Here is a 26,460-nt window from a genome sequence, read left to right as displayed (position 1 = left end):
GAGACCTTACATCAGTCATCTTGGCATCTATTATGGTTTTTTAATCTTCAATTATCGATTCTCAAGGAGCCACTGCCTATGCGCCGAAAAAACCGTGAGCAACGCCCACCTTTCAACTGGCTATTTGTGATTACAATCGCTTTTATTGTAATGACTTGGCTCATCGCTATCTATCTCACGTTAAAGAGCCCTAATAATGAAAGCATCTTCTTTGATGCAATTGTAGCGCTCTTTACCGGGGTCGCCTTTACCGGTGTACTCTACTCTCTTCATCTACAAAGAGAAGATCTACAACTCAATCGTGAAGAGTTAGCTATTAATCGAGAGGAATTAGGAAGAACGCGAGAAGAGATGCGAGAGCAGAAAGAGGAGGCGAAAAGACAACTCTTCAATCAACACTTTCAGATGATGCTTCTCACCTTCTCACAAAAAGTGGATCGCTTATCGGAACACTATCTAACAGAGGAGTATCTTGCAGACTTAGCGTTAACAACACGAAAAGAGCGCATCTTACTGAGTGAAGCTCAATTTATTGAGAAATTTACACCGGAACGGCTCAATGCCATTAAAGTCTTTAACGATCTTCTCTACTACTACGATCAACACTATAGCTTTAAGGATAAAGAGCACTCACCGGCACTCTATCTTGTTACGCTCTCGGTAACAGCAGAGCTTGCTTCCCTACTACGCGTCATCAATATCTTAAAGTTAGAAGACGAGAATTTTGCCTACCTGCAACCGCTTCTTAAAAAATCGATGGAGAATGCGATCTTCCTTGCACAAAAATATCGCATCGTCTCCTTCACTTAACGCCATTGATCGCGATAGTTGAGAATCTCTCTTCTTGCAAAATGGCAAACAGGTAAAACATCATATTGATCTGTTTCACAAATCAGTGGTCGATGAGGTGGGATAATATGATAACCTCGCGTCACCATGCAGACCTCAACTGTCGCTCTTCCATGAACGATCTGTATGGGGTCTCCCCCGCCCATTCGCTCACTAATTCCCGCTTCAATCGCATTAGCAGATTCTAAACACTCTACAAAATCGCGCGTCCGTAAGGCAGAGGCTTCTGGCGAAAGTGAAGAATCTTTCCCATCTGTATTTCCGCCCTTCTCTCGCTTTTGCCAAATCTTCTCCTGATACCAGCCCTCTTGCTGATAAAGCTGCTCTCGTGTTGAGTTATCAAGTTGTGCTTCCTCAAGAATAATAGCTCGATAATGATCCATCGCTTCCTGCTGAGCCTGCATCACAGAGCCACATCCCGACAATAATAGCGCGCAGCCGAGCCCTAAAAAGGCAGATCTTCTATCAAAAAATTTAAAAACAGGCTGCAAAATCGAGCTGAAGATCCTGATCTCGACCTTGAACCCCTGAAATATTCCCGCACTGCCATCGCCGCTCTCTCTTTCACTAATCGCGCTTATCACACTCTTTTGCATCAATTATCCTCAACTTTCTTCAGTTACTCTCAGTGTCTCTACTCATCACCATCACCACTACCATCACTGATGATCTCTCAACATGCCTCTTGATCCCTACAATCTCCTATCGTCCCTATAAACCTCTATAAATCTCTATAAATCTTCATAAATCTCACTTTGCAGAATCACTTATAGGGGAGTTATCGGAGACTTATTGAAGATCTTATAAAACAATCACTCAATGATATCACTATTCTTATTAACCCCGTTAAAGCTCCCGCTATCCCCTAACCGATATTACTTTGGAAGCAATACCTTTTTTCGTATATAATACGGGGTTAATTTTCACTCTTCATGAAGGATATACAAGTGATTGATCCACGCATATTAAGACAGAATTTAGATGATGTTGTTACTCTACTTGCAAAACGTGGCTATAACCTAGACACGGAACGATTCAATAAACTTGAAGAGAGCCGTCGCACCTTACAGATCTCGCTTCAAGAGTTGCAAAATGAGCGCAATAAACGCTCTAAAGAGATCGGTATTGCCAAGTCGAAAGGGGAAGATGCCTCTGAAATTTTAGCTTCTGTAGCGGATTTAGGTGATCAACTCTCCAAGGTTGAGGCTGAACTCAATGTCGTGAGCGAAGAGCTAGAAAAAATTCTCCTTGATATGCCCAATCTTCCTCACAACGATGTGCCTGTCGGCAAGAATGAGGATGATAATGTTGAGATTAAACGCTGGGGAACGCCTCATGAATTTGATTTTGAACCTAAAGATCATGTCGCTTTAGGTGAATCTTTAGGAATGGACTTTGAATCTGCCGCTAAGATCAGTGGCTCTCGCTTTGTTGTTTTAAAATCTAATATGGCGAAGCTTCATCGAGCACTCGCACAATTTATGCTCGATACCCATACGGAAGAGCATAACTATGTTGAGGTCAACGTTCCTGTTGTTGTCAATCAAAAGAGCCTCTACGGTACTGCTCAATTACCTAAATTTTCAGAAGATCTCTTTAAGTTAGAAGATGATCGCAACTTCTATCTTATTCCAACAGCGGAAGTTCCTCTCTCTAACTTAGCTCAAGATGTGATTTGGGAAGAGATTGCACTCCCGACACAATTAGTTGCTCATAGTAACTGTTTCCGCTCAGAAGCAGGAAGCTATGGTCGAGATACCCGCGGCATGATTCGTCAGCATCAATTTGAGAAGGTGGAATTAGTCCACTTCACCAAACCAGATGATTCTTACGATGCATTAGAGCGCCTCGTTCGCCATGCGGAAATTATTTTAGAAAAATTAGAGCTCCCCTATCGTCGTGTAGTTCTCTGTACCGGCGACATGGGCTTTTCCGCTGCAAAAACTTATGACCTAGAAGTTTGGTTACCAGGGCAACAGAAGTATCGTGAGATCTCTTCTTGCTCTAACTGTGAAGATTTCCAGGCGCGTCGCTTAAAAGCACGTTATCGCAATAGCGAAAGTGGTAAGCCGGAATTGATGCATACCCTTAACGGCTCGGGTCTTGCTGTAGGAAGAACGCTCGTCGCTGTTTTAGAGAATTATCAAGAAGCAGATGGTCGAATTCGTATCCCTGAGGTCCTCAAGCCTTATATGCAGAATCGAGAGTATCTCTAATCAATAAGTTAGAATAATTTAATAAAGTATCGATTAGGAAACAGTTTAAAATAGAGTAAAAAAATAGAGCAAAGAATAGAGCGTCACCTTTCTTAAATGAATCGCAAATGGATCGCTTTTTATAGGTCTTTTTTATAAGCCTCCTCAAGCGTTCTCTGTTAAGCTAACGGTAACACTCTCAACCATTTTGGCAAATATGATCGCTCACGACTTTAAATTAGATGAGCGATCATATTAGCTTACAACAATGTTGTCATTTTAGGAGAAGAGCAATGGCATTAATGATTACTGATGAATGCATTAACTGTGATGTATGTGAACCTGAGTGCCCTAATGAGGCAATCTCAATGGGACCTGAGATCTATGTGATCGATCCCGATAAATGTACAGAATGTGTCGGTCACTTCGATACACCACAATGTGTTGAAGTATGTCCGGTTGAATGTATCCCGAAAAACCCTGATCGCGTTGAATCGCAAGAAGAGTTGATGGAGAAATTCCATAAACTTCAAGGGTAAGTTTACCCCCTTTTTCACGATCTAACCTTGCTGAGAAGTAATATATGAAATTGAAGCGCATATTATTAGCCGTTGGTTTCCTCGTCTCATCGGCATACGCACAGAAGTATGTTGAATACCAAAAACCCAAAGCGGGTGATGATGTTATTGGTGAGCTTGTCTATGTCACTCCTAAAAAACATGAATCACTTGTGGATCTTACGATTCGTCATGAGATGGGTTATGACGAGCTTCGCTGGGCAAATCCCGGAATTAATGCCTGGATGCTCAATGAGAACCAACCCCTTGTACTGCCCACCCAATTTATCTTACCAGAAGGTAAGCGCTCAGGAATTGTCTCCAATATCCCTGAAATGCGGACTTATTACTTCTTAGAAGGTTCAGATAAGGTTTATGTCTATCCTGTCGGTGTGGGACGAATGGATTGGAAAACGCCCTTAGGCTCCTGGTCGATTACTCGAAAGCAAGAAAATCCCGCTTGGTATCCACCTGAGTCTATTCGAAGAGAGCATGTGGAAATGGGTCGTGGAACGCTCCCAAGCGTTGTTCCGGCAGGTCCAGACAACCCCTTAGGGACTCGCGTTTTACGCCTTGCCCTTCCTAGCTATCTGCTCCATGGAACCAATGATGAAACCGGTATCGGTATGCGTGTTACCCATGGCTGTATGCGTTTCTATCCACAACATATCGAGCATCTTTACGATATGGTTCCCACCAATACCATGGTCACCTTCCTCAATCAGCCGGTGAAATATGGCTTTTCGGGCAATGATATTATGATCGAGGTTCATCCTCCTTTAGAGGAAGATAATCTCTCGGTTCCCGCCCTTAAAGAGCAGGCACTCAAGCAGCTTGCTGAGTTTATCAAACCCTATCCTAATGCATCGATCAACTACGATATGGTGAACTTAGCAGTTCAGCAACAGACCGGTATCCCCATTATCATCGGTGAGAAAGTCTCCCATATACCGACAAAATCACCTGCAAATATCGCTGGAACAAGCAGCTCTATTGAGCTGATGTCTAGCCCTGAGATGCCGGTGATAGAAGTTGCGCCACCAGTGGTGAGTAGCTTAGGAAGCGATGGTATCGGCACTCGTATCAATACAGAATATAGTAATGCGACACCCAACAGTACACTAAATAGTACACCAAGCAGCAATCCCCTCCAGCCAACAGCTGAAGAGCTTGCAAAAGAACGTCGCGATGAGACTTATAAGCCAGAATCGACCCTCAAGATGAAAAAGAGAACGATCATTCAAGAGAGTCGCTTAGGTGAGCCGACCATTGAGATGGAGGAGATTGTCTTTCCCCCTTCAGCAGAAGAGCGGCGCCAGCAAAATAACTCATTTCAATAATGAAATAAGTGAATAGTAAAAGTATGACAGACGTCGCGAGACGTCATTATTAACAAGTCATTAATCATCCCTTGAAGGATTGAGCAGATGACTCACAACTCATTTAAGCATATTAAGAATATTTAGGATAAAAGTATGGCAACCATAGAAGAGAGTCTAGAGATTATTCAACGTGGTACTGATGAAGTGATCTCCATTGAAGATTTAACCGCTAAATTGAAAGAGAATCGTCAGCTCCGCATTAAAGTAGGATTTGACCCTACAGCTCCAGATCTACATCTCGGACATACCGTCGTTATCAATAAGATGCGTCATTTTCAAGATCTCGGTCATGAAGTAAACTTTCTAATCGGTGACTTCACCGGCATGATCGGTGACCCTTCAGGCAAAGATGTTACTCGTAAGCCGCTCACTCGTGAGCAGGTCTTAGCAAATGCTAAAACCTATGAAGAGCAGATCTTTAAAGTGCTCGATCCTAAGTTAACCAAAGTTGTCTTCAACTCCCAATGGTTAGGCGAGCTTGGTACAGCTGGCATGATTCAATTAGCATCACGCCACACGGTTGCGCGCATGTTAGAGCGTGATGACTTTGAAAAGCGTTATAAAGCTCAACAACCGATTGCGATTCATGAGTTTATCTACCCATTATTGCAAGGATATGACTCCGTTCATCTTCAGACGGATGTTGAGATCGGCGGGACAGACCAGAAGTTCAACCTCTTAATGGGGCGTGATCTTCAGCGTGCTTATGGAAATAGCAAACCACAATGTGCTATCACTATGCCACTTCTTGTAGGTCTTGATGGCGTCAATAAGATGTCTAAATCTCTCGGCAACTATGTCGGGGTTGATGAAGCGCCAGATGAACAATTTGGTAAATTGATGTCGATCTCAGATGATCTTATGTGGAACTATTTCGAACTCTTAAGCTTCCGCTCAAATGCTGAGATCGAGCGTCTAAAAGCAGAAGTCGCTGCAGGACGTAACCCACGCGATGTTAAGTTTGAACTCTGTGATGAATTGATCACCCGTTATCATAATGCCGAAGCAGCGGCTTCAGCACAGCGCAACTTTATTGAGCGATTCCAGAAAGGTAATCTGCCTGAAAATATTGAAGAGAAAGTAGTCACTTCTACGGATGGTGTTATCGGTATTGCACAAGCAATGCGAGATGCTGGCCTTGTTAGCTCTAACTCTGAAGGGTTTAGAATGATTACTGAAGGAGCGGTTCGCATCAATCAAGAGCGCATCGAAGATAAAGGCTTAACGCTTGCTAAAGGGGATAATGTTATTATCCAAGTTGGTAAACGTCGTATTGCTAATGTGATTGTAAAATAGATTAGCAAAAAGTTAGAAAAAAGTTAGAAGGATTCAGATAGAAGAAGCTCAGTTGAGTTAGGAGATCAATGTTACTCTTAATCGAAACTGGGCTCTTCTTTCGATCAGACTTGCTAGCGATTACCACTTGTAATCATCTCTCAATAGCGTCACAATAAGTTTTAAATAAGTCTTAAATAAGTTTTAAAGAAAACTATTTCAAGCTAACTAATTACAAACATAATTACAAACACCTTATCAATCTACAATCGAACTGATCTTTGGAGAGTTATAAATGACATTTGTCGTCACAGATAATTGTATCTTATGTAAATATACCGACTGTGTAGAGGTATGTCCTGTTGACTGCTTCCATGAAGGCCCAAACTTTCTTGTAATCGATCCTGATGAGTGTATCGATTGCACACTTTGTGAACCTGAGTGCCCCGCTGGCGCGATCCTTGCAGATGATGATCTGAGTGAAGATCAGATGGTCTTCCTAGCACTCAATGCAGAATTAGCACGAAAATGGCCCGTGATTACAGAACAAAAACCACCACTTCCTGAAGCTGAAAAGTGGGATGGTGTTCCTAATAAGCTCCCCCATCTTGAGAAATAATTTGATCACCGATTCTGTAACCCTTCTACAATCGTCACTACAGAGAGCGATAATAAAAATATGAGTCGTCGTCTTACGAATCAACAAAAACGAGTGATTGAAGCGCGCCAACAAGCGCTTCTCTCCAATGAAGAGCTACAAAATGCAACGCCCGGTCGTGTTATCGCCCAACATGGGCAACATGTCACCTTAGAAGATGGTGCGCTTAATCTCCATAAAGCCGCAGTGCGTCAAAGCCTTGGTGCAATTGTCTGTGGGGATTATGTCTACTATCAATTAGAGCAGAATGAGCCTGTTGTGATCGCTCGTCTTCCTCGGGAGAATCACTTCTCCCGTATCGCTTTTGGCGGTGCAGAAAAGATCTTAGCGGCAAATATCGATCAACTCTATATTGTGATTGCGCCGAAGCCAGAACCGAGTCCTTCACTGATTGATCGCTATCTTATTGCTGCCTATCACTTCAATATTGAAGTCTCCTTTATCCTCAATAAGATCGATCAGATAGATGATTCTATCGACCTCTCTTTCTTAGAAGATTATCGCAAGCTTGGGATTCCAATCTTTGAAACCTCAATCTATCAACCGGAATTAATCGCAGAACTTGAAGAGGCACTCGCAGACAAAACATCAATTTTTGTGGGGCAATCAGGCGTAGGGAAATCTTCTCTGACAAATCATCTGATCCCCTCCTTAGCACTACAGACACAGAAAATTAATGCTTCCACCGGCTTAGGGAATCATACCACCTCAACAACAACTCTCTACCATCTTCCGATGCCGGAGAGTTATCTGATCGATTCTCCCGGCGTTCGTAGCTTCAATATTGAACATCTGCCACTAAGCGCTATTGATGAAGGCTTTCCTGAGCTAAAAGCGATTACAACCCCTTGCCGCTTTAGTAACTGTAGCCATATTGACGATCCCGGCTGCCGCTACCAAGATGCAATTAAAGAGGGATTGATCTCTCTTCGTCGTTTAGAAAGCTATCTGCAGATTCGAACAACTATTGCAGAGATGCATGATCGGCAAAGTCGCGGGAAAAGACGCCGTTAATAATTAATCCTTGTGACGATCAGGGCGTAACATCTCAAAGAGAGCGCTCGGCTCACTATACCATCCTCGCCCATGCATTCGTGCAACTAGATTTAATTGGGTAGCATCCACGTAACCTGCTTCTGCATCGATCAATGCTTCATCAATTAGATGGAGCATTAATATCTCCCCGAGAATAATTGCTTGATTTTCGCCCGTTGGTATCTCTTGATAGAGACGGCACTCCATCTTAACAGGAGAACTTGCAATAAGGGGGAGCGGCAGCAACTCTCCCACTATCGTCTCTATCTGATGCTCTTTAAGCTCATCAACTGCCGAATCATAATCTGCGCTTGTTAGATTCATCTGCTGAGCGTCATCTCTCTTCACTAAATTAATGCCGAAGATCTTCTGCTCGCGAATATTGTGTAAGGTATCTTTTGCCCTACCATCTGCCCGATGCTGAATTCCTAAGGCGACTATCGGGGGCTGACTCCCCATAATATTGAAGAAGCTAAAAGGTGCGGCATTTGCCTGCCCGGAGGAGCCCACAGTTGTTACCCAAGCGATTGGGCGTGGCACCACGGTAGAGGCTAACAATTTGTAGATCAGCTGAGGATCACTATTTTGGAAGTTATATTTCATCTTGATATACCCTGATCTTTTAAAGCTAGCAACCCCACCAGCGGTAGAAATGGTGAGTCGGTCCGATTCCTTTCCCTATATTTAATCGATCTGCATGCCGAATGGCACCTTCGATATAATCTTTCGCAAGACGTACACCATTTTTTACTCCATGTGCGGGATAGAGTGCGGCGATTGCAGCAGAGAGCGTACAGCCCGTTCCATGAGTATTTTTGGTCGTCACTCTTGCACCACTAAAGAGTAGCTCTTCATTAGCCATCACTAAGAGATCAGGGCTCTCTTCACTCTCAAGATGTCCTCCTTTCATTAAGACTGCTTTAGGGCCTAATGAGAGAAGCGCTCTTCCCTGTTCTGCCATCTCCTCAAGATTTTTAGCCTCTTTCACGCCGAGAAGTGTCGCCGCTTCTGGCAGATTCGGGGTAATAATATCTGCAACAGGAAGTAGTTGATCACGAATTGCCGCTACTGCCTCTTCAACTAGCAGAGGATGCCCCCCTTTTGCAATCATGACAGTATCTAACACCACAAAAGGGATCGGGCGCTCACGCAATAACTTAGCCACAGTCGTGATAATCTCACTATTGACTAGCGCCCCCATTTTGACCGCATCAACATCAATGTCATCCATCAACGTATGATATTGCTTCTCTATAAATTCTGTAGGAACAGGTAAAACTCCGGTTACACCTTGAGTCGATTGTGCTGTCAACGCCGAGATAATCGCCATACCATAACATTCTAATGCCGAAAAGGTCTTAAGATCAGCTTGAATTCCCGCGCCACCACTTGGGTCTGATCCCGCAATTGTTAAAATCTTATTCATCTTCCCCTCGTACAATCATCGCTAATCTTCTTGTTGCCATAGCAATATCGGCCTGGCCACAAATTGCAGAAACAACAGCAATTCCATCAACACCACTTTTCATCACTGCTGCTGCATTCTCGGCATTGATTCCACCAATAGCTACCTTGGGAATTGCTCTTTGAGCCGCGATAGCCCTTAAACCATCAACCCCTAATGCTTTTCGCGCATCTTTTTTGGTCGATGTTGTAAAGACCGGCCCAATTCCAACATAATCAACATCATGGAGCTTTACCTGATCCATCTCATAGATTGAACCTACCGAGAGCCCTAAAATTTTATTAGGTCCCAACAATCGGCGCGCCACATCTGCAGGAAGATCTTTCTGCCCGATATGAACGCCATCAGCATCTATCGCTAGCGCGACATCAATATGGTCATTGATAATAAGTGGTACATCATAATCCTCTAAAAGCGCCTTAAGTAGTAGACCGGCATCATACCAGTAACGCTTATCTACTTCCTTTTCTGAACGAAGTTGCACACAAGTTACGCCCCGCTCAACGGCTTCATAAACAGTTGAAACCATCCCGGCAATTCCCCCGCAAAGTTCAGGATCAAGCACAAGATAGAGTGATAGATCAAATGAAGTACGACTCAATTGACGACGAATGATAGGATAGCCCATCCTTTCTCCTTCTTTTAATATAGTTTTAACATAGTCATAACATCTTCTTAACACATTGTTCTTAATACAATATTCTTAATGTAATTTTTATACAGCTTGTATACAGTTTTCACACAGCATTTTTAATACTATTTTGATATAAGAAAGCGTTAAAACTGAATCTCCGGCGCTTCCTTTTTCGCTATCTCCAATAATCGTTCAGGCGATAAATTAGAGATTTCATCGAGATATTGCACAGCAAAGGAGCCTATTCCCGTCACCTTTTCCGCAGCAAGCTCTCCGGCAAGCGCTACTAAGTAACAAGCTGTTGCAGCTGCCTCGAGCGTATCCACTGTAGCACCAATCATACCGGCTACAAGCGCAGAAAGAGAACAGCCTGTTCCCGTGACCCGTGTCAAAAGTGGCGTTCCTACGGAAATAGTATAACCTCGGCTACCATCAGTAATATAATCGATCTCACCTGTCATAACGACAATGGTCTTTAGCGCTCTTGCTACAGCTTCTGCATATTGCGCCGCATCACGGCTCGACTCATGAGAATCAACCCCTTTAGCTGCTGCGTCAACTCCTGCTAAAACCTTGATTTCAGCAATATTACCCCGAATAACTGTGGGGCGATAAGCTAATAGTTCATGGACGATCTTTGTTCGAAAATAGAGCGCCGCCCCAATTCCAACAGGATCTAAAACCCAAGGCGTTCCGGTAACCATCGCTTGCTTTGCTGAATGAAGCATCGCTTCTGCTCGCGGTTGAGTTAATGTCCCAACATTGATTAAGAGCGAACTTGCGATCTCGGTAAACTCCGCACACTCTTGAATATCGGGGATCATCGCCGGACTCCCCCCTGTTGCAAGAAGTAGATTAGCGGTAAAATTTTGCACAACATCGTTGGTCATACAGTGGATGAGTGGAGATTTCTCTTGATACTCCATCAAGTAAGGGATGGCATTTAGTGCAGAAAAAGGAACCATGGTAGAACTCCCGTTTAATTCAAAATCGATAATATAAAGAAATATGTAGCGATAATGTAACGATAATATAACAATAAGATTCACCTATCTTACACTGAAAAAGTGGAGTAAACAGGATAATCACTGCTGATCATTTGCGCGTAAAAGTGCCAATTTTTGTACCTATCCTTTCGAATATTCCCGATTTCTAACCAATTTCACCCAAAAAGAGAAGAAATCCGTATAATAACAACCTCACTCTATTGCGGAATAAGATATGAAAGACCTCTACATCGATACTCAAGAAACCTTAGATCAATGGTGCCAAAAGCAGCTCCAAGAGATTGAGTTATTAGCACTCGATACAGAGTTTTTGCGCGTTAAGACCTACTTTCCAAAACTCTGCTTAATACAGCTAGCAACAGAAGAGGAAGCTGTCTGCATCGATCCTTTAGCGCTTAAAGATTTCACCCATCTCAAAGCGCTTTTAACGGCAGAACATATCACTAAAATTATTCACTCTGCGAGCCAAGATTTAGAGGCGATTGTCCATGCTCTCGATATTCTTCCAACTCCGGTTTTCGATACACAAATTGCAGCTCAAATTACCCAGCAACAACGAGTCGGAATGAGCTACCACGATCTTGTTCTGCACTATTGCGATGTTGATCTTATTCGAGATCAGACCCGTACACAGTGGGATCTTCGTCCTCTAACGAGCGAACAGCTAAAGTATGCTTACGATGATGTTCACTACCTTATTCCGACATATCGTAAACTTCAAAAAGAGATCTGTGATGCCGGCAAAGAGGGTGAGCTACGCTCCCATTTCACCCCCCTAACAGAACGGGAGCGATATGAGCCACAGCCTGAATTAGCCTGGAAAAAAGTAAAAGGCTATAAACGGTTAAGAGGTAGCGCTAAGCAGTTACTCAAAGCATTAGCTAAAATGCGAGAGCTGATCGCGATTCAAAAAAATCTGCCGAAGCGATGGATTATTAAGGATGAGATCTTAATTCGCCTTGCAGAGAGTTACGCTAAAAAGGATCATAAACTCTATCAAGATTATGCTGTTAGCTCCTACTCAGAAGGGATTCAAGAACGCTTAATCCGCACGATTGAGAACTTTTGGCAGCAAGCAACAGTCGATCAAGCAGATGAAGAGCGCTCCTAAACCCTCATCTTGATCTACTCTTCTAATCCTGATCATCCCCATCAGCGGATATGACCGACTCTACCCAGTTGTCATCTACAAGGAGGGGTAACATATTAGGTAACGAAAGAAAGGTATCTGGAAAGAGGTATTCACCGGCAACGCCGGGTAATGATAGAGCACGCCAACTCAACTGAGCGGTTAAGTCTGGGGCTAACTTTTGTAACGGAATCTCTAAAAGAGTTGTACAGTAGAGATTAACCTCATCACGCCCCTTTAAAAGATAGGGCTCTCCAACCTGCTCTGCGACCATCTCTGCAAAGAGAGAGCGCTCCGATTCAGGAAGAAACTCGGGTCGCGCTATTAGATATGATTTTGCAAAGGTAGGAGAGAGAAACTTCTCTATAGGTGTCGCTAAGACTTGATTAGGAAGCGTTGCTTCATCATTGGTCGTTGCATGGGTCACAATAATCTCAGGCGTTGTAGCGGTGATAAGTGCTATATGGGAGAATTCACCACCACTGACCCATTGAACAAAACGACTCTCTTTACCATAAGCAGTTCGAAAAATAATATCCCCAACCGCTAATCGATCCTGATAGATTGAATTCCAAGGCTCATAATGATCTCTATCCTTAAAAGGATTGAGATCGATCTCCAAAATAGTGATTACGCCTATCAGCAAACCTATAGAGATCAAGAGCGTTACGAGAATTAATTTTAATCTTAAATATAGCTTCTTCAAGCGCATCTATCGCCTTAATCGTTTCAATGATGTTGATGATGTTGATGATGTTGATGATGAGTAATGTTATAAAAAAAGAACGCCTTAACGTTCTTTTTCTCTAAATCTCTATTTGAGTTTCTACCTATATTTCTACTTCAGCTCCTAACTGAAAATGGCAACTCGAAAGTTAAAACTTCACTCTCCAGCCCTCTTTTCCTTTCATTGTCTCAATCTCTTCTGGATCTTCACTTGTTCCATTTTTATAATGAACCTGGAAAAGCACTGTCGCTTCTGTCTTATCTTTATTATATTCCACATTATTGAAGGTGATATCTTTCAAGCCCCCTTGTGAGTCATAATAGTTTTTCCCTTCTTCAGCAAGTAATGATAATTTCTCTTGAACGACTGCCTTGCCCAAAGCCTCTTCTGGTGTATTGGCTTCATCAGGAATATAGACAATATTTGTCCAATTAGAGGCATCACCTGTTGCAAACATCTCTACAAATTGGCGAACAGCGCCCTCTGGAGAATCCTTATCCGCTGTACAAGCCGTTACAATGAGTGCAACAATTAATGCTGTAAAAAAATACTTCAATTTTTTCATAAATTTTATTCCTTATCATTTAAAGGGAATTGATCACTTGGAACTTGACCATTTGAGAATTAACCACTTGAGCAATGATCATTTAGAAAATAATCATTTCAATGGGATTATCTACAATGGGGTTTAATTGGGCAAATATCATACTAATTTTTGATTATAACCTGATCTTTAAAATTTAGATTGTCAATATAATAAGCAAAAACAGACAGATTCGCTAAAAATGATAAAGATCAATACTATCAAGTTATTAAGAATCGCTTTCATATTCGCCCATTTTTATGATGCCCTCTTAAGATCCTTTCTTAAGATCCTTTCTTGAGATTCTTTCTAAGACTTCTTTATCAAATTTTTTATAGAACGCTTTAGATCTTTATAGAATCCTTTATGGGTCCTTCACTCAATTCTTTATGAAAATCTAAAAACCTCCAAATACGGTGTTTCACTATCTCGGCAGATGAATGATCAACTTTTCAGCAACAAAAATACTTGTTTTTTTACGAAAATAGATTATCATCTTTCCTCATAGTTCATTGCATGCTCAAGCAGCGACAGAGCGCCAAATAGGCAATTCAAAATGTCTTGACAAGCAATAAAGACAATGTATAATTAACGGCTTATGCGAGCGTGGCGAAATTGGTATACGCGCTAGACTTAGGATCTAGTGGTTCATCCGTGAGAGTTCGAGTCTCTCCGCTCGCACCATATTGAGTTATGGTGATAGAGATCACCTTAATAAGTTGAAGAAGGTGCTTAAATGAGCACCTTTTTTTATATTTTCAATTTTAGAATTCAATCTTAGAATCGGGTATATAATTATGTCAGTAGAAACATTAGAAGGCCTCAAACGCCGCGTCGTTATTGAGCTTGATGCAGAGCAAGTTGAGAAAGATATCGAATCACGTCTTAAAGAGTTAGCACGTCGCGTTCGCGTTGATGGATTCCGCCCTGGTAAAGTGCCAGTTAAAGTTGTGCGTAATATGCATGGCGCTGAAGTTGAAAATGAAGTAATCGGCGAAGCGATTGGTAAAAAGTATCAAGCAACCATTACTGAACTTAAACTAGAGCCAGCAGGTCAACCTGTGATTGATCGCCCATCAGAAGAGAATAAATACTCTTTCACTGCTGAGTTTGAAGTGATGCCCGAAGTTAAGCTAGACAACCTTGACAAGCTCGAAGCAGTTAAGTTTGAAGCTGAAGTAACAGATGCTGATCTTGAAAATATGCTCAAAACACTTCAAAAGCAGAGCCAAACTTGGAAAGAGAGCGATGAAGCAGCAAAAGTTGAAGATCGCGTTAACATCAACTTTGTAGGTCGCGTTGATGGTGAAGAGTTTGAAGGCGGTAAAGCTGACAACACTCCATTAATCTTAGGCTCTAACAGCATGATTCCTGGTTTTGAAGATCAGATCGTTGGTATGAAAAAAGGTGAAACTAAAACGATTAAGGTCACCTTCCCTGAAGATTACCAAGCAGATCATCTTGCAGGTAAAGAAGCTGAGTTTGATATCACGGTAAATAGCGTTGAAGTTGGTGAATTACCAGAAATTGATGCAACATTTGCAGAGCGTTTCGGTATTGCTGACGGTGATGTTGAAAAACTTCGTTCAGAATTGCGTAAAAATATGGAGCGTGAATTAAATAACGTTATCCATAACCGCTTCAAAGCTTCTGTTTTAGAATCACTTGAGAAAAACCATGAGTTAGAAGTTCCACAAGTAATGGTTGTCTCAGAAGCACAAGCAATGGCGCAACAATCAAACTTCCCACAGCCACGTAGCCAAGAAGAAGCAAATCAATTAATGGAATTGATTACACAGATCTTCTCAAAACAGGCGGAGCAAAAAGTTCGTTTGAGCCTTCTTGTTAGCAAATTTATTGAAGATAACAAAATCACGCCGGATGAGAGCTATGTTGATAAGCGTTTAGACCTTATCGCTTCAACTTATGAAGATCCAGCAGAAGTGATTGAGCACTTCAAAAAAGATCAAAACAGTATGCAAAATATCCGCAATATCGCATTAGAAGATCAAGTGGTTGATCTTTTAGCTGAAAAAGCGGCAGTTGTTACTGAGAAGAAAACTTTCGATGAGCTTATGAACCAAGCTCAAAGATAAGTAACGCATTCATGAAATAGCCCCATCTATTGAGATCATCATTGATATTATCGGTCGTTGGGGTTATACTAGTGAATTGGTGTTCTTAATACATTTCGTATAAGAACAATTTATTTTAACCTATTATTAATTGAGGTGATGTTCAATGCCTTCCGTCAAAATTCGTGAGAATGAACCATTTGACGTTGCTATGCGTCGTTTTAGACGTGCTTGCGAAAAAGCAGGTATCGTATCTGAGGTGCGTGCACGTGAGTACTATGAAAAACCGACCGCTGAAAGAAAGCGTAAGAAGGCTGCGGCTCAGAAACGCCATTACAAACGTATAATGCGCGAATCTAACCGTAGAATCCGTTACTACTAATCGGATAAGTACTGGTTTCAAGATTTATCTTTAAAGCAGTACATTATCAAGTAACGATAAAACCCTAGATATTCTTATCTAGGGTTTTTTATATGGTTATATATATTTATATGGTTATATATCAGGGTATGTTATATATAAGATATAACTATTTCGATAAGAGATGATAAGAGAAGTAGTTATAAAATTTAAAATGAAAAATACAAAATAAAAAACGAAAATTTATTTTTATTTAGTGTTCACATTTTAGTGTAATGGTAGCATTACATAATGATAGGATAACATGATGAGAGTACAGGATTAGTTATAATATTAATCCCTATATTTTAACTCTATATGTATTCCTATACCCTGCCCCTATACCGAAGTCTTTATTAAAAGAGCAAGAATAAAATGATTAAACGTCTTTTTTTATTAACCACCATTACCCTACTGATCTTAAGTGGTTGCGCCGCAAGTGGTGGGAGCGCATCGGTTCAAGGAAGAAATGATGCCGGCCCCCATCTCTATGGTCGCATCGGCGTTGGATACTCTATTTAAGAGAGCTTTTAAGGGAGCTCTTTTTTGGGCCTTGCTTTCTGGATCGGCACAATTGCGTTGGTCACTTTGATTGTAGAGATTAACTTCCCACTCTTCTCTGAGTAGATATTAACATCCCATACATGACTTCTACCTCCTTTATGGAGGAGATCCGCTTTAGCAACCACCGTATCACCAATACTTGCCGAAGAGAGATGACTTGCACTAATCTGCATCCCTACACATGCCTCATCAAGGGGCAATATTGCAAAAGAGCCAATCCCCCCGACAGTCTCTGCCAGAGCAATTGTCGCGCCACCATGAAGATACCCCATCGTCTGTTGAAGCGCTTCAGTTACCGGCATCTTCGCCTCTGCATACTTTTCACTAAGCTCGACCATCTCGATGCCAAGCGTCTTCAATAGATTTTTACCTTGATAGCCATTAACACTCTCTACGGTTCTTTCCCCAGTCATATTTACTCCTTTTATCTGCTTGTTTGATACTTGTTTGTTATAATAACAAGAAGTTTATATTCTCATTTTTTGTCGATCAAGGAAAGGTCTCGTATGAATATCCAAATTTGGTCTGATTTTTCATGCCCATTTTGTTACATCGGAAAACACAATTTAGAACAAGCCATTATGCAGCTTAGCGAAGAAGAGATGGCTCAGATCAAAATTCAATATCGCAGCTTTGAACTTGCGCCAGATGCTCCGCTCTATACAGAGGAATCTTTAGCGGAAGTTTTAGCTGAGCGCTATCAGACAACTGTTGAAAAAGCGAAAGAGATGACGATCAATACAGCAGGCATGGCGGCAACTGTCGGCCTTACGATCAACAATGATAAGATCATCCCTACTAGTACATTTTTAGCTCATCAGTTCCTCCACTATGTCGCCAATCAAGCTCCTAGTAAGATTAAAGCTTGTGCTGACCTTCTCTTTAAAGCTTACTTTGAAGAGGGCGTTAACCTAAGTGATATGGTAGCATTGATTGAGATTGCCGATAAATTGAAGCTCAATATTAGCGATGTCAAACAAGCATTAGATGATGAAACCTATGTTAATGCAGTACGTGATGATGAAAAGATCGCCCACCGTATCAATATTCAGAGTGTTCCCTTCTTTGTAATCGATAATGAGATTGCAATTCAAGGCGCACAAAAAGTGGAGGATTTTCATGAATTTATTGTGCAATATCTCAATGATAAGAAGAATCAACCTTTAGATGCTTAAGTAAAAATCGATATCGATCTAATACAGCAACCCTCTTATAAGGAGTTATACCATGGAAATAGTTTTAATCGGTTTATTAGCGCTTCTCATTATCTGTTACATAGTTTCGCTCTTCCTCTTAACCAAAGAGGGTGTTAAAAAACTATGGATGTCACTCTTTCTCCTCACTTATGTTGTTGCCGTTGTCGCTCTTGTTGTGCTTCACTTTAAAACAGGGTTACTCGCATCGATTAAAGATATGTCGGAACTCTACTTTGCGTACTCCGTTATCACAATCCTTCTTCTTTTAGGTCTAATTAATATCTGGGTCTTCAAAGGTGTGATTATCCGTGTCTTTAGAGGTAAAGATCTCACATTTGCTGACACTGCCGATCAAGAGAAGAAAAAATAGGTTCTGTAGATTCAATTAGCAAGAGATGCAAAATCTCAAGAACTAACCATAAAATAGAAGCCGAGAAATTATTATCTCGGTTTTCTACTTTATAATATCGACACTAATAGAAGGTAGAGGGAGATCTATGAGTAAATCCCATGAAAAGATGCAGAAGGCACCTGCTTATTTTGCAATCAATTTCACTGGTAGAATTGGGCGACTCGAGTTCGCAAACCGTTTTGCAACCTATCTCGTTTTGGCGATTATTATCTACTGTTTCTACTACTTTGTGATTGAACAGGGGATCTTTTCACTGACGGAATCAGCGGATAAATCGATCGATATGACACAAACATTAGGGCGAATTATCTTTCATGCCGGCTTTATTGGGGCGGTTATTCTCCTCAATATTCGTGCCGTTGTAATGCGTCTGCATGATATCAATCTCTCCGGTTGGTGGGCGACGCTACTCTTTATCTTTCCCTATTCCTTAGAATTGATCATTATTATGATGCCGATGACATTAGAGAAGACGTTCTACTACACACTCTTCTTTATGCTGATCTCTTTAGCGCTACTAATTCGCCTCTTCCCCTTCATTATGCCGGGAAGCTCCGTTGCCAATCGTTATGGCATGCCAATTCCTCGGGGAAAGCCTTACGGCTTGATTCTTCTCTTGATCTTTGTAACTGTCGGAAGCTACTTCCTCTACCAATATATTACGCTACAAACGATCACTATTACTTTCCTCTATGCCGCTGTTTAATAGATCATTAAAAAATAGAAGCTGAACGCTGCCGGATCTTACCATCGCGAACTTCCAACAATATCGCGCCGGCAGAAGCGATTCTTTATCGCTGACACTGACCATTAGCTTCAAATAACGAGGATCTCCTTGGCGCTGAAAGCAGCAAATAGCGGGCATGCACCGGTGAAAAGAGCGAAATGGTCGATTCTCGCCCTTCCATAATCATTCTTATTTGTTAAAACAACAAAGGTTAATGAGTTGCCGGAGATCACCACTGCGTTCTTCCAAAAGTTACATGCCGGCAAGTATCGCTACCTGAACGGTTAATCCTTCTGAAATAAAAAAGCTGATATCTCAAGAGAATAATCTCTTAAAATATCAGCTTCGCTATAGACTATTTTGTAATTCTGATTATCAAATGACCTCAATCAATAGCCATAATACTGCCATAATACTTATTGATCCTAATGCTTCTCTAAACGCTTTTTCACTCTAAAACCGATATAGAGCACGATAATCCAGATCGGTATAACAATCACGGCGTAGACCATATTTCCCGATTGCGTCATCATCACTAAGAGCAATGCTAAAAAGGCTAATGCTATAAAATTACTAATGGGATAGAACGGAACTTTAAAGGTTAAGCTCTTCTCATCGACTTGCTTTCTAAACTTATATTGCACAATAACGATCAAACCCCAAGTGATTGTCGCCGCTGCAACCGCTAAAGACATAATGCGCATAAATGCCCCTTCCGGCACTAAAAAGTTGATCACTACCGCGATTAAGGTACAAAGCGAAGAGAAGAGGATCGCAACAACGGGAGCAGAGTTACGATTGAGCTTCATAAATAATTTAGGGGCATTGCCCTGCTCTGCTAAACCGAAGAGCATCCGCCCGTTACTATAGATACCACTGTTATAGACTGAGATCGCCGCCGACAATACCACAATATTGAAGAATGTTGCCGGAATATTGATCTCCCCTAATGGAGTATTAACAATCCCAAAACCCATCTCTTTGAAGATAATCACGAAGGGGCTTCCATCAGTACCGATCTCATTCCACGGATGAAGAATCATCAACACTGCAATCGATAAGATATAGAAGAGAAGAATACGCCAGATCACCTGCTTAATCGCTTTAGGAATCGATTTTTTAGGATCATCCGCTTCTCCGGCAGTAATACCGATAAGCTCCGTTCCTCCAAATGAGAACATTACAATCACTAAGGAGAGGAGAAACTCTTTAATACCATAAGGGAAGAATCCTCCATGTTGCCAGAGATTCGCAATAGAAGCGCCATCAGTGCCGGTAAGAATCAGATAAGCCCCTAACGCAATTAGTAAGATAATGGCCAATACTTTCACTAAAGCAAACCAAAACTCAAACTCCCCATAGATACGGATCGAAAAGAGATTAATAATTGTGATAATGATCAAAACCGTCAATGAAGAGACCCAAAGTGGAATATCGGGAAACCAGACTTGAATATAGATTCCGATTACCGAAAGCTCCGCCATACTGACCAATATATAGAGAAACCAATAGTTCCAACCAGCTAAGAATCCGGGAAATTCGCCCCAATATTTATAAGAAAAGTGGCTAAATGCGCCGGCGACAGGCTCATGAGTCGACATCTCGCCCATCATCGTCATAATAAGATAGATAATAAATCCACCCAATAGATAGGCCAATAGAATTGCCGGCCCTACTAGTGCAATCGATTCTGCCGAGCCATAAAATAACCCCGTTCCAATTGCACCCCCTAAAGCGATCATCTGAATATGACGATTCTTTAGCCCCCGTTTTAACTTTATCTCTTCCTTTCCTGCTACTTGGCTCATGACCTTCTCTCTTAAATCGATGCTCAATGTTAAGTGCCACCATCTCCTAAATCAAAAATGGGGCGAAATCTAAGGTAGTATATCAACTTTACCCCAGCGGGGTATAAGCTTCTTCCCGGCATCGAGATGATTGATCTGCTTAGATTAAAGCATCAGCTATCGGCTCTTTAAATTCTCTCTCGCTTTGATAAGATTTTATCGTGTAAATAACCTATATTGAGAGATAGAGTAGTACTTTCTACGAAAAAGAAGTATAAAAGTCTCTTCAAGCTCATTGGATAATTAATTGGATAATACGCATTGAATAATGCGTAATTAGATAACAAGCAATAGAATAAAAGTATTATTAACAGGTGTCGTTCGATATCAAATATAGTATTAAAAGTAGTGTCAAAAATGATGTTAAAAATAATGTTGAAAGAAATATCAGCGACAGATAACAGTGTAGATAGAGGATAAAAAATAAATGATGATCGGTATTATTGGTGCGATGGCGCAGGAAGTCTCCCTTTTAGCGAGTATGATCAACAACCCTCAGAAGCAGATAATTGCCGGTGTTGAGTTTATTCAAGGAGAATTACAAGGTCATCAAGTTGTTCTTCTTCGTTCCGGCGTTGGCAAAGTACAAGCAGCGATGGCAACGACTCTGCTCCATGAACATTATAAACCTTCGCTCATTATCAATATCGGTTCTGCAGGTGGCTTAATTTCCGGCATGGAGATTGGAGATATTATTATCTCAAGTGAGAGTGGCCATCATGATGTGGATCTCTCCCCTATTGGCTTAGAGCCAGCGGTACTCCCCGATCTACCTAAAACTTTTCCCTCCGATCCTAAGCTTATCGCATTGGTAGAAGATGCTCTTACAGAGCTCGATATCAACTCAAAAATAGGGCTTATTGCGACCGGTGATGCCTTTATTGCCGATCAGAAGCAGGTCGCACAGATCAAGGCGATCTTCCCTAATGTTTTAGCTGTTGAGATGGAAGCGGCAGCTATCGCACAAGTTGCTCACCTCTATCAAACACCATTTATCGTAATGCGTGCCCTCTCTGATCTTCCCGATAAAGAGATGCCGATGAGTTTTGTTGAATATCTCGATCTTGCTGCAAAAAACTCAAGTCAAATTGTTCTTAAAGTGTTAGATAAGCTCCCGACTGAAGCTTAAAATTCGTTGCTAAAGGGCTTGAAGGCTTAAACCGTAACCAACAAGCACCAAGCCCAAATGCAAGTAAAAAGAAAGAGAGATATGAAGAGATATAAAGAGATGTAAAGAGAGAAGCATAAAATAAAAAATGCTGATCAGCTCGATCTATTCCGACAATCGATTAACTGCGCTCCCAATGGAGAAAGGCCCAGGGGCGGATATCATAGTAGAGTTGCAACAAACGATGTTCATTTGCAAGATAATAGTCCTCAACTCGGATTCGCTCTAGCGGTGAGAGTGGCCCTAAAGTATGATTGACCGCTTCGATAAATTCCATTAATGAAGGCGCTTGCCGCAGCCGGTGATGATCTGCCGTAATAAAATCGACAGAAACAGAATACCCTTGCTGATAGAGAATATTAAGCGCATAGATATAGGTCGGAAAGCCGATATACTCCCGCTCTAAAAGATCGAGCAATTCACGATTGAGATATCCTTGACGCATTGTCATCGTCATATAGACAGCCCTTTTCGCCTTACTATTGAGCTTTTCAAGTGCCGCTTCTAAATCGGAGACCATCGAGGAGCGAGAAGAGAGCGCAATATCACAAATCGGTACATCACCCCAATCATCCTCCCAAGAGAGAAGAATGGTCTCAATATTGTCGATGCCGGCACTTTTCGCCTTCTCTTCTAAAAGCGCCAACATCTTAGGACTGTGATCAAGTGCGTAGACTCGTTCAACATAAGGCGCCACAGCCAGGGCGATAGTACCACTCCCACAACCAACATCTAAAACACTCTTAATATCCTTAAGCGTCATTTTATTTAGGAATTGTTCACGATAGTCCTCATTACTGCACTCCCCTTCTAAGGCTAATTTCTCTGCCCTTGCATCCCAATCTTCAGCTGTTTTAGGGCGACGCAAAGAGGCTTTCGCATGCTGCCTATAGAGTGCACCAAAATCGATCTCATCAATCATCATCACTTTATCCATCTTTCACTTATCTCCTACTATCAAAAATCTCATACAAACAATCTAAGTACATACTCTACCCTAACATAGCCCTAAGAAAGACCAATAAGCATAAATGGCAATTGCAAAATTTAACATTTTTTGCGCAAAACAGATGGTGATAGCTTTATGAAAAGATAAAAATTTGTGAGCTAAATCAGCTTGGGTAGAAATTGATCAACATTTTACAAACTCTTTAAGTGTTATTTACAAGAATAGAATCAATAAGTTATAAAAAATCAAGATTCAAAACCGTCCAAATGTTATTCATTCCTATTGGTAAAATGGGTGCATTGCATAGAGACGAGGTCTATAATGATTTTACATTCAAAATTTATTAGGAATCATTAATTATGGCATTTCAAACTGTAAACCCTTATACCAATGAAGTGATTAAAACTTTCGAAAGTGCAACACGTGAAGAGATTGTTTCAGCAATTGGCACAGCAGATCAAGCATTCCATCAGTGGAAAACGCTCCCTGTTGCAGAGCGTGTTGGCTATCTTCAAAAAGCGGCTGATCTTCTTCGTAAAAATGCTGATGAATATGCGAAAGTGATCACTCTTGAGATGGGTAAAATCTTTGCAGAAGCAAAAGGTGAAGTTGAGCTCTCTGCACAGATCTTAGAATATTATGTCCGTCATGCTGAAGAGCAATTACAACCACGTAAATTACCTGTTATGGATCCTGCAGAAGGTGATGCTGAGTTAGTTTATGAGCCATTAGGTGTTCTTCTTGCTATCGAGCCTTGGAACTTCCCCTTCTATCAAGTTGCACGTATTCTTGCACCACAACTCTCTGCGGGTAATACGTTGATTCTTAAGCATGCATCAAATATTCCACAATGTGCCTTAGCATTTGAACAATTGATGAAAGATGCCGGTCTTCCAGCGGGTGTTTTCCAAAACCTCTTTATTGAACATGAAGATGTTGAGCTTGTATTAGCAGATCCACGTGTTTGTGGCGTTGCTTTAACAGGTTCTGAATTTGCAGGTTCTGCCGTTGCACAAGTTGCGGGTAAGCATCTTAAAAAAGCAATTATGGAATTAGGTGGCGCAGATGCATTTGTTGTATTAGATGATGCTGATATCGATAAGACTGTTGCTTGGGGTGTATTTGGTCGTCACTGGAATGCAGGCCAAGTTTGTGTCTCTTCAAAACGTATGATTCTTGATGCAAAAATCTATGATGAGTATTTAGAAAAGTATACTGCCGGCGTTGCGGCTTTAAAAGCAGGCGATCCGATGGATCCTACAACACAACTTGCCCCTCTCTCTTCACAACGAGCAAAAGATGGTCTTTTAAAACAGATCGAAGAGGCAGTAAAACATGGTGCGATTGCAACTGAAGTAGGTCCGAAAGTACCAGAACAAGGCTGTTTCGTTCAACCAACAATCCTAACAAATGTAACGCCTGATAACCCAGCATACTACCAAGAGTTCTTCGGTCCTGTATCGATGATCATTAAAGCAGAAGATGAAGCTGATGCGATTCGCATTGCTAATGACTCACCATTTGGTTTAGGTGGATCAGTATTCACTTCAGATAATGAGCGTGGCCGTCGTGTTGCAAACCAAATCTCAACAGGAATGGTATTTGTTAACCACCCAACCATGGTTAAAGCAGATCTCCCATTCGGTGGTATCCGCCGTTCAGGATATGGTCGTGAATTGATCGACTTAGGTCTTAAAGAGTTCGTTAATATCAAACTCGTTGATGTTGTCGATATCGACGCTCCATTCTAATCAAGCATTAATCATTTAATTGCTGATTAAGACTTGATCTCTGATAAAAAATATCAGATTAAACCTAAAAAGAAGGCCGTTATATTAACGGCCTTTTTTCTATCTACTTGCCCCAAATGCTACTGTACCAAAGCATCGACGGACTCCTTTTCCGCCGAAACTTTAAACTGCCTGTGCGACAGCGAACGAAGGGAAAGGCGAAAAGCCCTACCCGCCAAATTTCTAAGCTGCCTGTGCGGCAGCGAACGTCAACGCTCTACAGCTACAGAATCAGGAATTTTTCTAAGCTGCCTGTGCGGCGGTTAACTTGGAGACTCTTTAGTAGTGAGAAAGATAATATTTCTAAGCCGCCTGTGCGGCGGTTAACAAATTTATATTGAAGTTAGCCGACCCTAATATTTTCTAAGCCGCCTGTGCGGCGGTTAACCTCTTCTACAACCGCGGAAGTTTTATCCGCAATTTCTAAGCCGCCTGTGCGGCGGTTAACCTTGGGTGAAAGGGCTTATTGAAGGTGATCAATTTCTAAGCCGCCTATGCGGCGGTTAACTTGACCGCTGCGGTTAAATTGCCGATCTGATTTTTCTAAGCCGCCTATGCGGCGGTTAACGATTCTGCTGTATCAATTCTTAACTTTCTTTTTTTCTAAGCCGCCTATGCGGCGGTTAACGGCAATGAAGATGTCTTCTCTTGTGATACGTGTTTCTAAGCCGCCTGTGCGGCGGTTAACGGCGGCCATCGCTCGGTTGCGCCGGCGTACGTTTTCTAAGCCGCCTGTGCGGCGGTTAACTATCGCCGAGAGTTGCCGGCTCAGGAAAGTTTTTTCTAAGCCGCCTGTGCGGCGGTTAACGATGGGATAGATTTTATTAAGTCATTCGATGATTTCTAAGCCGCCTGTGCGGCGGTTAACACTACCGCCTTCGATCTTCTCGATATTAGTTATTTCTAAGCCGCCTGTGCGGCGGTTAACTTATACGGTAACGATTGTATCTAATGAATGGTTTTCTAAGCCGCCTGTGCGGCGGTTAACCAGAAAGGCCGACAGCGAGCTGTGGTTCACATTTTCTAAGCCGCCTGTGCGGCGGTTAACGTAGCCAGGTATCTATATTGGTTGACGGCGAATTTCTAAGCCGCCTGTGCGGCGGTTAACCGCATTACCCACACACCAAGTCATCAAGCGTTTTTCTAAGCCGCCTGTGCGGCGGTTAACGATCGAGAGGAGATAAGAATTGATTGCTATTATTTCTAAGCCGCCTGTGCGGCGGTTAACGCTCAAATGATTGGCTAAATTTAAGCCCGTACTTTCTAAGCCGCCTGTGCGGCGGTTAACGTAGCCAGGTATCTGTATTGGTTGACGGCGAATTTCTAAGCCGCCTGTGCGGCGGTTAACCGCATTACCCACACACCAAGTCATCAAGCGTTTTTCTAAGCCGCCTGTGCGGCGGTTAACTGCCCACAACTATGCCCGACGTGGCAACCATGTTTCTAAGCCGCCTGTGCGGCGGTTAACCAATTGATGCTGAAGCTATCAGACAATGAATGTTTCTAAGCCGCCTGTGCGGCGGTTAACCAAGCACGCGATAGAAGGGATAATCTTTCGTTTTTCTAAGCCGCCTATGCGGCGGTTAACTTCATACTCTTCCGGCTCTTCATGAAATCTCATTTCTAAGCCGCCTATGCGGCGGTTAACCAGGTAAAACAACTTTTGAAGGAGCTTCAGCATTTCTAAGCCGCCTATGCGGCGGTTAACCTCTTTCTGTGTATCTTCTCGAAGCTTTGCAATTTCTAAGCCGCCTATGCGGCGGTTAACAGCTCCGCTTTGATTGCTTCTAACATAGGATATTTCTAAGCCGCCTATGCGGCGGTTAACCATAGATT

At 41.9% G+C, this 26,460-nt stretch carries 27 protein-coding genes, 1 tRNA gene and 1 CRISPR repeat array (1 of these 29 only partly in view); of the genes, 17 read left to right on the top strand and 11 right to left on the bottom strand.

Features of this window, described 5'->3' with window-relative positions:
- Window positions 1-78: 78 nt before the first annotated feature.
- Window positions 79-810, top strand: coding sequence for a hypothetical protein (locus DC077_RS01550; protein ID WP_109201011.1), 732 nt, complete (start codon window positions 79-81; stop codon window positions 808-810).
- Here DC077_RS01550 and DC077_RS01545 read toward each other — a convergent pair.
- A complete protein-coding gene (locus tag DC077_RS01545) occupies window positions 807-1,445 on the bottom strand; it encodes a hypothetical protein (protein ID WP_109201010.1) in 639 nt (212 codons plus the stop codon). The two genes, DC077_RS01550 and DC077_RS01545, sit on opposite strands and share 4 nt — an antisense overlap.
- 351 nt (window positions 1,446-1,796) lie before the next feature.
- Between DC077_RS01545 and serS the strand changes: the two genes are divergently transcribed.
- From serS to rsgA, 6 genes are all read left to right on the top strand, one after another.
- Window positions 1,797-3,065 carry a serine--tRNA ligase gene (serS, locus tag DC077_RS01540; protein ID WP_109201009.1) on the top strand — a complete coding sequence of 423 codons (1,269 nt, stop codon included), beginning with the start codon at window positions 1,797-1,799 and terminating at the stop codon, window positions 3,063-3,065.
- Between the two features lie 272 nt (window positions 3,066-3,337).
- Window positions 3,338-3,583, top strand: coding sequence for a YfhL family 4Fe-4S dicluster ferredoxin (locus DC077_RS01535; RefSeq protein ID WP_109201008.1), 246 nt, complete (start codon window positions 3,338-3,340; stop codon window positions 3,581-3,583).
- A 44-nt stretch (window positions 3,584-3,627) separates the two neighbouring features.
- Entirely contained in the window at window positions 3,628-4,941 is a 1,314-nt protein-coding gene (locus DC077_RS01530) for a L,D-transpeptidase family protein (RefSeq protein WP_094568108.1), read from the top strand.
- A 135-nt stretch (window positions 4,942-5,076) separates the two neighbouring features.
- Entirely contained in the window at window positions 5,077-6,279 is a 1,203-nt protein-coding gene (gene tyrS, locus DC077_RS01525; protein ID WP_094568109.1) for a tyrosine--tRNA ligase, read from the top strand.
- A 274-nt stretch (window positions 6,280-6,553) separates the two neighbouring features.
- Window positions 6,554-6,877 (top strand): ferredoxin FdxA, encoded by a 324-nt coding sequence (gene fdxA / locus DC077_RS01520; protein WP_109201007.1) that lies wholly within the window; start codon window positions 6,554-6,556, stop codon window positions 6,875-6,877.
- Window positions 6,878-6,937: 60 nt separating this feature from the next.
- The gene (gene rsgA, locus DC077_RS01515) at window positions 6,938-7,930 is read left to right on the top strand and encodes a ribosome small subunit-dependent GTPase A (RefSeq protein WP_109201006.1); all 993 of its coding nucleotides are present in this window, start codon (window positions 6,938-6,940) and stop codon (window positions 7,928-7,930) included.
- A 3-nt stretch (window positions 7,931-7,933) separates the two neighbouring features.
- Here the strand turns inward: rsgA and DC077_RS01510 are convergent, their stop codons facing one another.
- From DC077_RS01510 to thiM, 4 genes are all read right to left on the bottom strand, one after another.
- Complete coding sequence (locus tag DC077_RS01510; protein ID WP_109201005.1) at window positions 7,934-8,554, bottom strand: flavin reductase family protein; 621 nt, start codon at window positions 8,552-8,554, stop codon at window positions 7,934-7,936.
- Between the two features lie 25 nt (window positions 8,555-8,579).
- A complete protein-coding gene (gene thiD, locus DC077_RS01505) occupies window positions 8,580-9,377 on the bottom strand; it encodes a bifunctional hydroxymethylpyrimidine kinase/phosphomethylpyrimidine kinase (protein ID WP_109201004.1) in 798 nt (265 codons plus the stop codon).
- Complete coding sequence (gene thiE / locus DC077_RS01500; RefSeq protein ID WP_109201003.1) at window positions 9,370-10,044, bottom strand: thiamine phosphate synthase; 675 nt, start codon at window positions 10,042-10,044, stop codon at window positions 9,370-9,372. The genes thiD and thiE overlap by 8 nt, the downstream gene beginning before the upstream one ends.
- A gap of 149 nt (window positions 10,045-10,193) precedes the next feature.
- Window positions 10,194-11,015: a hydroxyethylthiazole kinase gene (gene thiM / locus DC077_RS01495; RefSeq protein WP_109201002.1), complete on the bottom strand. Its 822-nt coding sequence runs from the start codon at window positions 11,013-11,015 to the stop codon at window positions 10,194-10,196.
- A gap of 256 nt (window positions 11,016-11,271) precedes the next feature.
- Between thiM and DC077_RS01490 the strand changes: the two genes are divergently transcribed.
- Entirely contained in the window at window positions 11,272-12,168 is an 897-nt protein-coding gene (locus tag DC077_RS01490) for a ribonuclease D (RefSeq protein ID WP_109201001.1), read from the top strand.
- Window positions 12,169-12,190: 22 nt separating this feature from the next.
- On the opposite strand, the gene DC077_RS01485 is transcribed toward DC077_RS01490, so the two are convergent.
- Together DC077_RS01485 and DC077_RS01480 are read right to left on the bottom strand one after the other, a co-directional pair.
- The gene (locus DC077_RS01485) at window positions 12,191-12,898 is read right to left on the bottom strand and encodes a YiiX/YebB-like N1pC/P60 family cysteine hydrolase (protein WP_109201000.1); all 708 of its coding nucleotides are present in this window, start codon (window positions 12,896-12,898) and stop codon (window positions 12,191-12,193) included.
- Between the two features lie 163 nt (window positions 12,899-13,061).
- Window positions 13,062-13,478 (bottom strand): DUF4878 domain-containing protein, encoded by a 417-nt coding sequence (locus DC077_RS01480; RefSeq protein ID WP_109200999.1) that lies wholly within the window; start codon window positions 13,476-13,478, stop codon window positions 13,062-13,064.
- Window positions 13,479-14,096: 618 nt separating this feature from the next.
- Here DC077_RS01480 and DC077_RS01475 point away from each other — a divergent pair.
- The 4 genes from DC077_RS01475 (at window position 14,097) to DC077_RS10810 (ending at window position 16,493) form a co-directional block, all read left to right on the top strand.
- Window positions 14,097-14,180: transfer RNA gene (locus tag DC077_RS01475), tRNA-Leu, on the top strand.
- A 113-nt stretch (window positions 14,181-14,293) separates the two neighbouring features.
- Window positions 14,294-15,592, top strand: a complete 1,299-nt coding sequence (tig, locus tag DC077_RS01470; RefSeq protein ID WP_239990210.1) for a trigger factor — start codon at window positions 14,294-14,296, stop codon at window positions 15,590-15,592.
- A gap of 145 nt (window positions 15,593-15,737) precedes the next feature.
- A complete protein-coding gene (gene rpsU / locus DC077_RS01465; protein WP_109200997.1) occupies window positions 15,738-15,953 on the top strand; it encodes a 30S ribosomal protein S21 in 216 nt (71 codons plus the stop codon).
- 393 nt (window positions 15,954-16,346) lie between these two features.
- Window positions 16,347-16,493 (top strand): hypothetical protein, encoded by a 147-nt coding sequence (locus DC077_RS10810; protein WP_157953464.1) that lies wholly within the window; start codon window positions 16,347-16,349, stop codon window positions 16,491-16,493.
- A gap of 8 nt (window positions 16,494-16,501) precedes the next feature.
- Here DC077_RS10810 and DC077_RS01460 read toward each other — a convergent pair whose 3' ends face one another.
- Window positions 16,502-16,948 carry a PaaI family thioesterase gene (locus tag DC077_RS01460; RefSeq protein ID WP_109200996.1) on the bottom strand — a complete coding sequence of 149 codons (447 nt, stop codon included), beginning with the start codon at window positions 16,946-16,948 and terminating at the stop codon, window positions 16,502-16,504.
- A gap of 93 nt (window positions 16,949-17,041) precedes the next feature.
- On the opposite strand from DC077_RS01460, the gene DC077_RS01455 reads away from it, so the two are divergent.
- The 3 genes from DC077_RS01455 (at window position 17,042) to DC077_RS01445 (ending at window position 18,849) form a co-directional block, all read left to right on the top strand.
- The gene (locus DC077_RS01455) at window positions 17,042-17,710 is read left to right on the top strand and encodes a DsbA family oxidoreductase (RefSeq protein WP_109200995.1); all 669 of its coding nucleotides are present in this window, start codon (window positions 17,042-17,044) and stop codon (window positions 17,708-17,710) included.
- 52 nt (window positions 17,711-17,762) lie between these two features.
- Window positions 17,763-18,101 carry a hypothetical protein gene (locus DC077_RS01450; protein WP_109200994.1) on the top strand — a complete coding sequence of 113 codons (339 nt, stop codon included), beginning with the start codon at window positions 17,763-17,765 and terminating at the stop codon, window positions 18,099-18,101.
- Window positions 18,102-18,228: 127 nt separating this feature from the next.
- On the top strand, window positions 18,229-18,849 hold the full coding sequence (locus DC077_RS01445; RefSeq protein ID WP_109200993.1) for a DUF805 domain-containing protein: 621 nt from the start codon (window positions 18,229-18,231) through the stop codon (window positions 18,847-18,849).
- 110 nt (window positions 18,850-18,959) lie between these two features.
- Here the strand turns inward: DC077_RS01445 and DC077_RS10805 are convergent, their stop codons facing one another.
- Window positions 18,960-19,136, bottom strand: coding sequence for a hypothetical protein (locus DC077_RS10805; protein ID WP_157953463.1), 177 nt, complete (start codon window positions 19,134-19,136; stop codon window positions 18,960-18,962).
- A 159-nt stretch (window positions 19,137-19,295) separates the two neighbouring features.
- Complete coding sequence (locus DC077_RS01440; protein ID WP_109200992.1) at window positions 19,296-20,678, bottom strand: amino acid permease; 1,383 nt, start codon at window positions 20,676-20,678, stop codon at window positions 19,296-19,298.
- 466 nt (window positions 20,679-21,144) lie between these two features.
- Between DC077_RS01440 and mtnN the strand changes: the two genes are divergently transcribed.
- On the top strand, window positions 21,145-21,846 hold the full coding sequence (mtnN, locus tag DC077_RS01435) for a 5'-methylthioadenosine/S-adenosylhomocysteine nucleosidase (RefSeq protein WP_109200991.1): 702 nt from the start codon (window positions 21,145-21,147) through the stop codon (window positions 21,844-21,846).
- A gap of 160 nt (window positions 21,847-22,006) precedes the next feature.
- On the opposite strand, the gene DC077_RS01430 is transcribed toward mtnN, so the two are convergent.
- On the bottom strand, window positions 22,007-22,822 hold the full coding sequence (locus DC077_RS01430) for a class I SAM-dependent methyltransferase (protein ID WP_109217808.1): 816 nt from the start codon (window positions 22,820-22,822) through the stop codon (window positions 22,007-22,009).
- Window positions 22,823-23,193: 371 nt separating this feature from the next.
- Between DC077_RS01430 and DC077_RS01425 the strand changes: the two genes are divergently transcribed.
- Entirely contained in the window at window positions 23,194-24,585 is a 1,392-nt protein-coding gene (locus DC077_RS01425) for an NAD-dependent succinate-semialdehyde dehydrogenase (RefSeq protein WP_109200989.1), read from the top strand.
- Window positions 24,586-24,804: 219 nt separating this feature from the next.
- A CRISPR array of direct repeats spans window positions 24,805-26,460; the repeat unit is 28 nt; unit sequence TTTCTAAGCCGCCTGTGCGGCGGTTAAC; it runs 2,572 nt beyond the window's last position.

Source organism: Ignatzschineria cameli, from assembly GCF_003121895.1.
GTDB lineage: Bacteria > Pseudomonadota > Gammaproteobacteria > Cardiobacteriales > Wohlfahrtiimonadaceae > Ignatzschineria > Ignatzschineria cameli.
Note: the sequence above shows the minus strand (reverse complement) of the source record. Positions and strands in the feature narration are given on the sequence as shown.

Coding starts and splice junctions, on each gene's coding strand:
- DC077_RS01550 (WP_109201011.1), top strand. CDS start 79: ATGCGCCGAAAAAACCGTGAGCAACGCCCACCTTTCAACTGGCTATTT.
- DC077_RS01545 (WP_109201010.1), bottom strand. CDS start 1,445: ATGCAAAAGAGTGTGATAAGCGCGATTAGTGAAAGAGAGAGCGGCGAT.
- DC077_RS01535 (WP_109201008.1), top strand. CDS start 3,338: ATGGCATTAATGATTACTGATGAATGCATTAACTGTGATGTATGTGAA.
- DC077_RS01530 (WP_094568108.1), top strand. CDS start 3,628: ATGAAATTGAAGCGCATATTATTAGCCGTTGGTTTCCTCGTCTCATCG.
- tyrS (WP_094568109.1), top strand. CDS start 5,077: ATGGCAACCATAGAAGAGAGTCTAGAGATTATTCAACGTGGTACTGAT.
- fdxA (WP_109201007.1), top strand. CDS start 6,554: ATGACATTTGTCGTCACAGATAATTGTATCTTATGTAAATATACCGAC.
- rsgA (WP_109201006.1), top strand. CDS start 6,938: ATGAGTCGTCGTCTTACGAATCAACAAAAACGAGTGATTGAAGCGCGC.
- DC077_RS01510 (WP_109201005.1), bottom strand. CDS start 8,554: ATGAAATATAACTTCCAAAATAGTGATCCTCAGCTGATCTACAAATTG.
- thiD (WP_109201004.1), bottom strand. CDS start 9,377: ATGAATAAGATTTTAACAATTGCGGGATCAGACCCAAGTGGTGGCGCG.
- thiE (WP_109201003.1), bottom strand. CDS start 10,044: ATGGGCTATCCTATCATTCGTCGTCAATTGAGTCGTACTTCATTTGAT.
- thiM (WP_109201002.1), bottom strand. CDS start 11,015: ATGGTTCCTTTTTCTGCACTAAATGCCATCCCTTACTTGATGGAGTAT.
- DC077_RS01490 (WP_109201001.1), top strand. CDS start 11,272: ATGAAAGACCTCTACATCGATACTCAAGAAACCTTAGATCAATGGTGC.
- DC077_RS01485 (WP_109201000.1), bottom strand. CDS start 12,898: ATGCGCTTGAAGAAGCTATATTTAAGATTAAAATTAATTCTCGTAACG.
- DC077_RS01480 (WP_109200999.1), bottom strand. CDS start 13,478: ATGAAAAAATTGAAGTATTTTTTTACAGCATTAATTGTTGCACTCATT.
- tig (WP_239990210.1), top strand. CDS start 14,294: ATGTCAGTAGAAACATTAGAAGGCCTCAAACGCCGCGTCGTTATTGAG.
- rpsU (WP_109200997.1), top strand. CDS start 15,738: ATGCCTTCCGTCAAAATTCGTGAGAATGAACCATTTGACGTTGCTATG.
- DC077_RS10810 (WP_157953464.1), top strand. CDS start 16,347: ATGATTAAACGTCTTTTTTTATTAACCACCATTACCCTACTGATCTTA.
- DC077_RS01460 (WP_109200996.1), bottom strand. CDS start 16,948: ATGACTGGGGAAAGAACCGTAGAGAGTGTTAATGGCTATCAAGGTAAA.
- DC077_RS01455 (WP_109200995.1), top strand. CDS start 17,042: ATGAATATCCAAATTTGGTCTGATTTTTCATGCCCATTTTGTTACATC.
- DC077_RS01450 (WP_109200994.1), top strand. CDS start 17,763: ATGGAAATAGTTTTAATCGGTTTATTAGCGCTTCTCATTATCTGTTAC.
- DC077_RS01445 (WP_109200993.1), top strand. CDS start 18,229: ATGAGTAAATCCCATGAAAAGATGCAGAAGGCACCTGCTTATTTTGCA.
- DC077_RS01440 (WP_109200992.1), bottom strand. CDS start 20,678: ATGAGCCAAGTAGCAGGAAAGGAAGAGATAAAGTTAAAACGGGGGCTA.
- mtnN (WP_109200991.1), top strand. CDS start 21,145: ATGATGATCGGTATTATTGGTGCGATGGCGCAGGAAGTCTCCCTTTTA.
- DC077_RS01430 (WP_109217808.1), bottom strand. CDS start 22,822: ATGGATAAAGTGATGATGATTGATGAGATCGATTTTGGTGCACTCTAT.
- DC077_RS01425 (WP_109200989.1), top strand. CDS start 23,194: ATGGCATTTCAAACTGTAAACCCTTATACCAATGAAGTGATTAAAACT.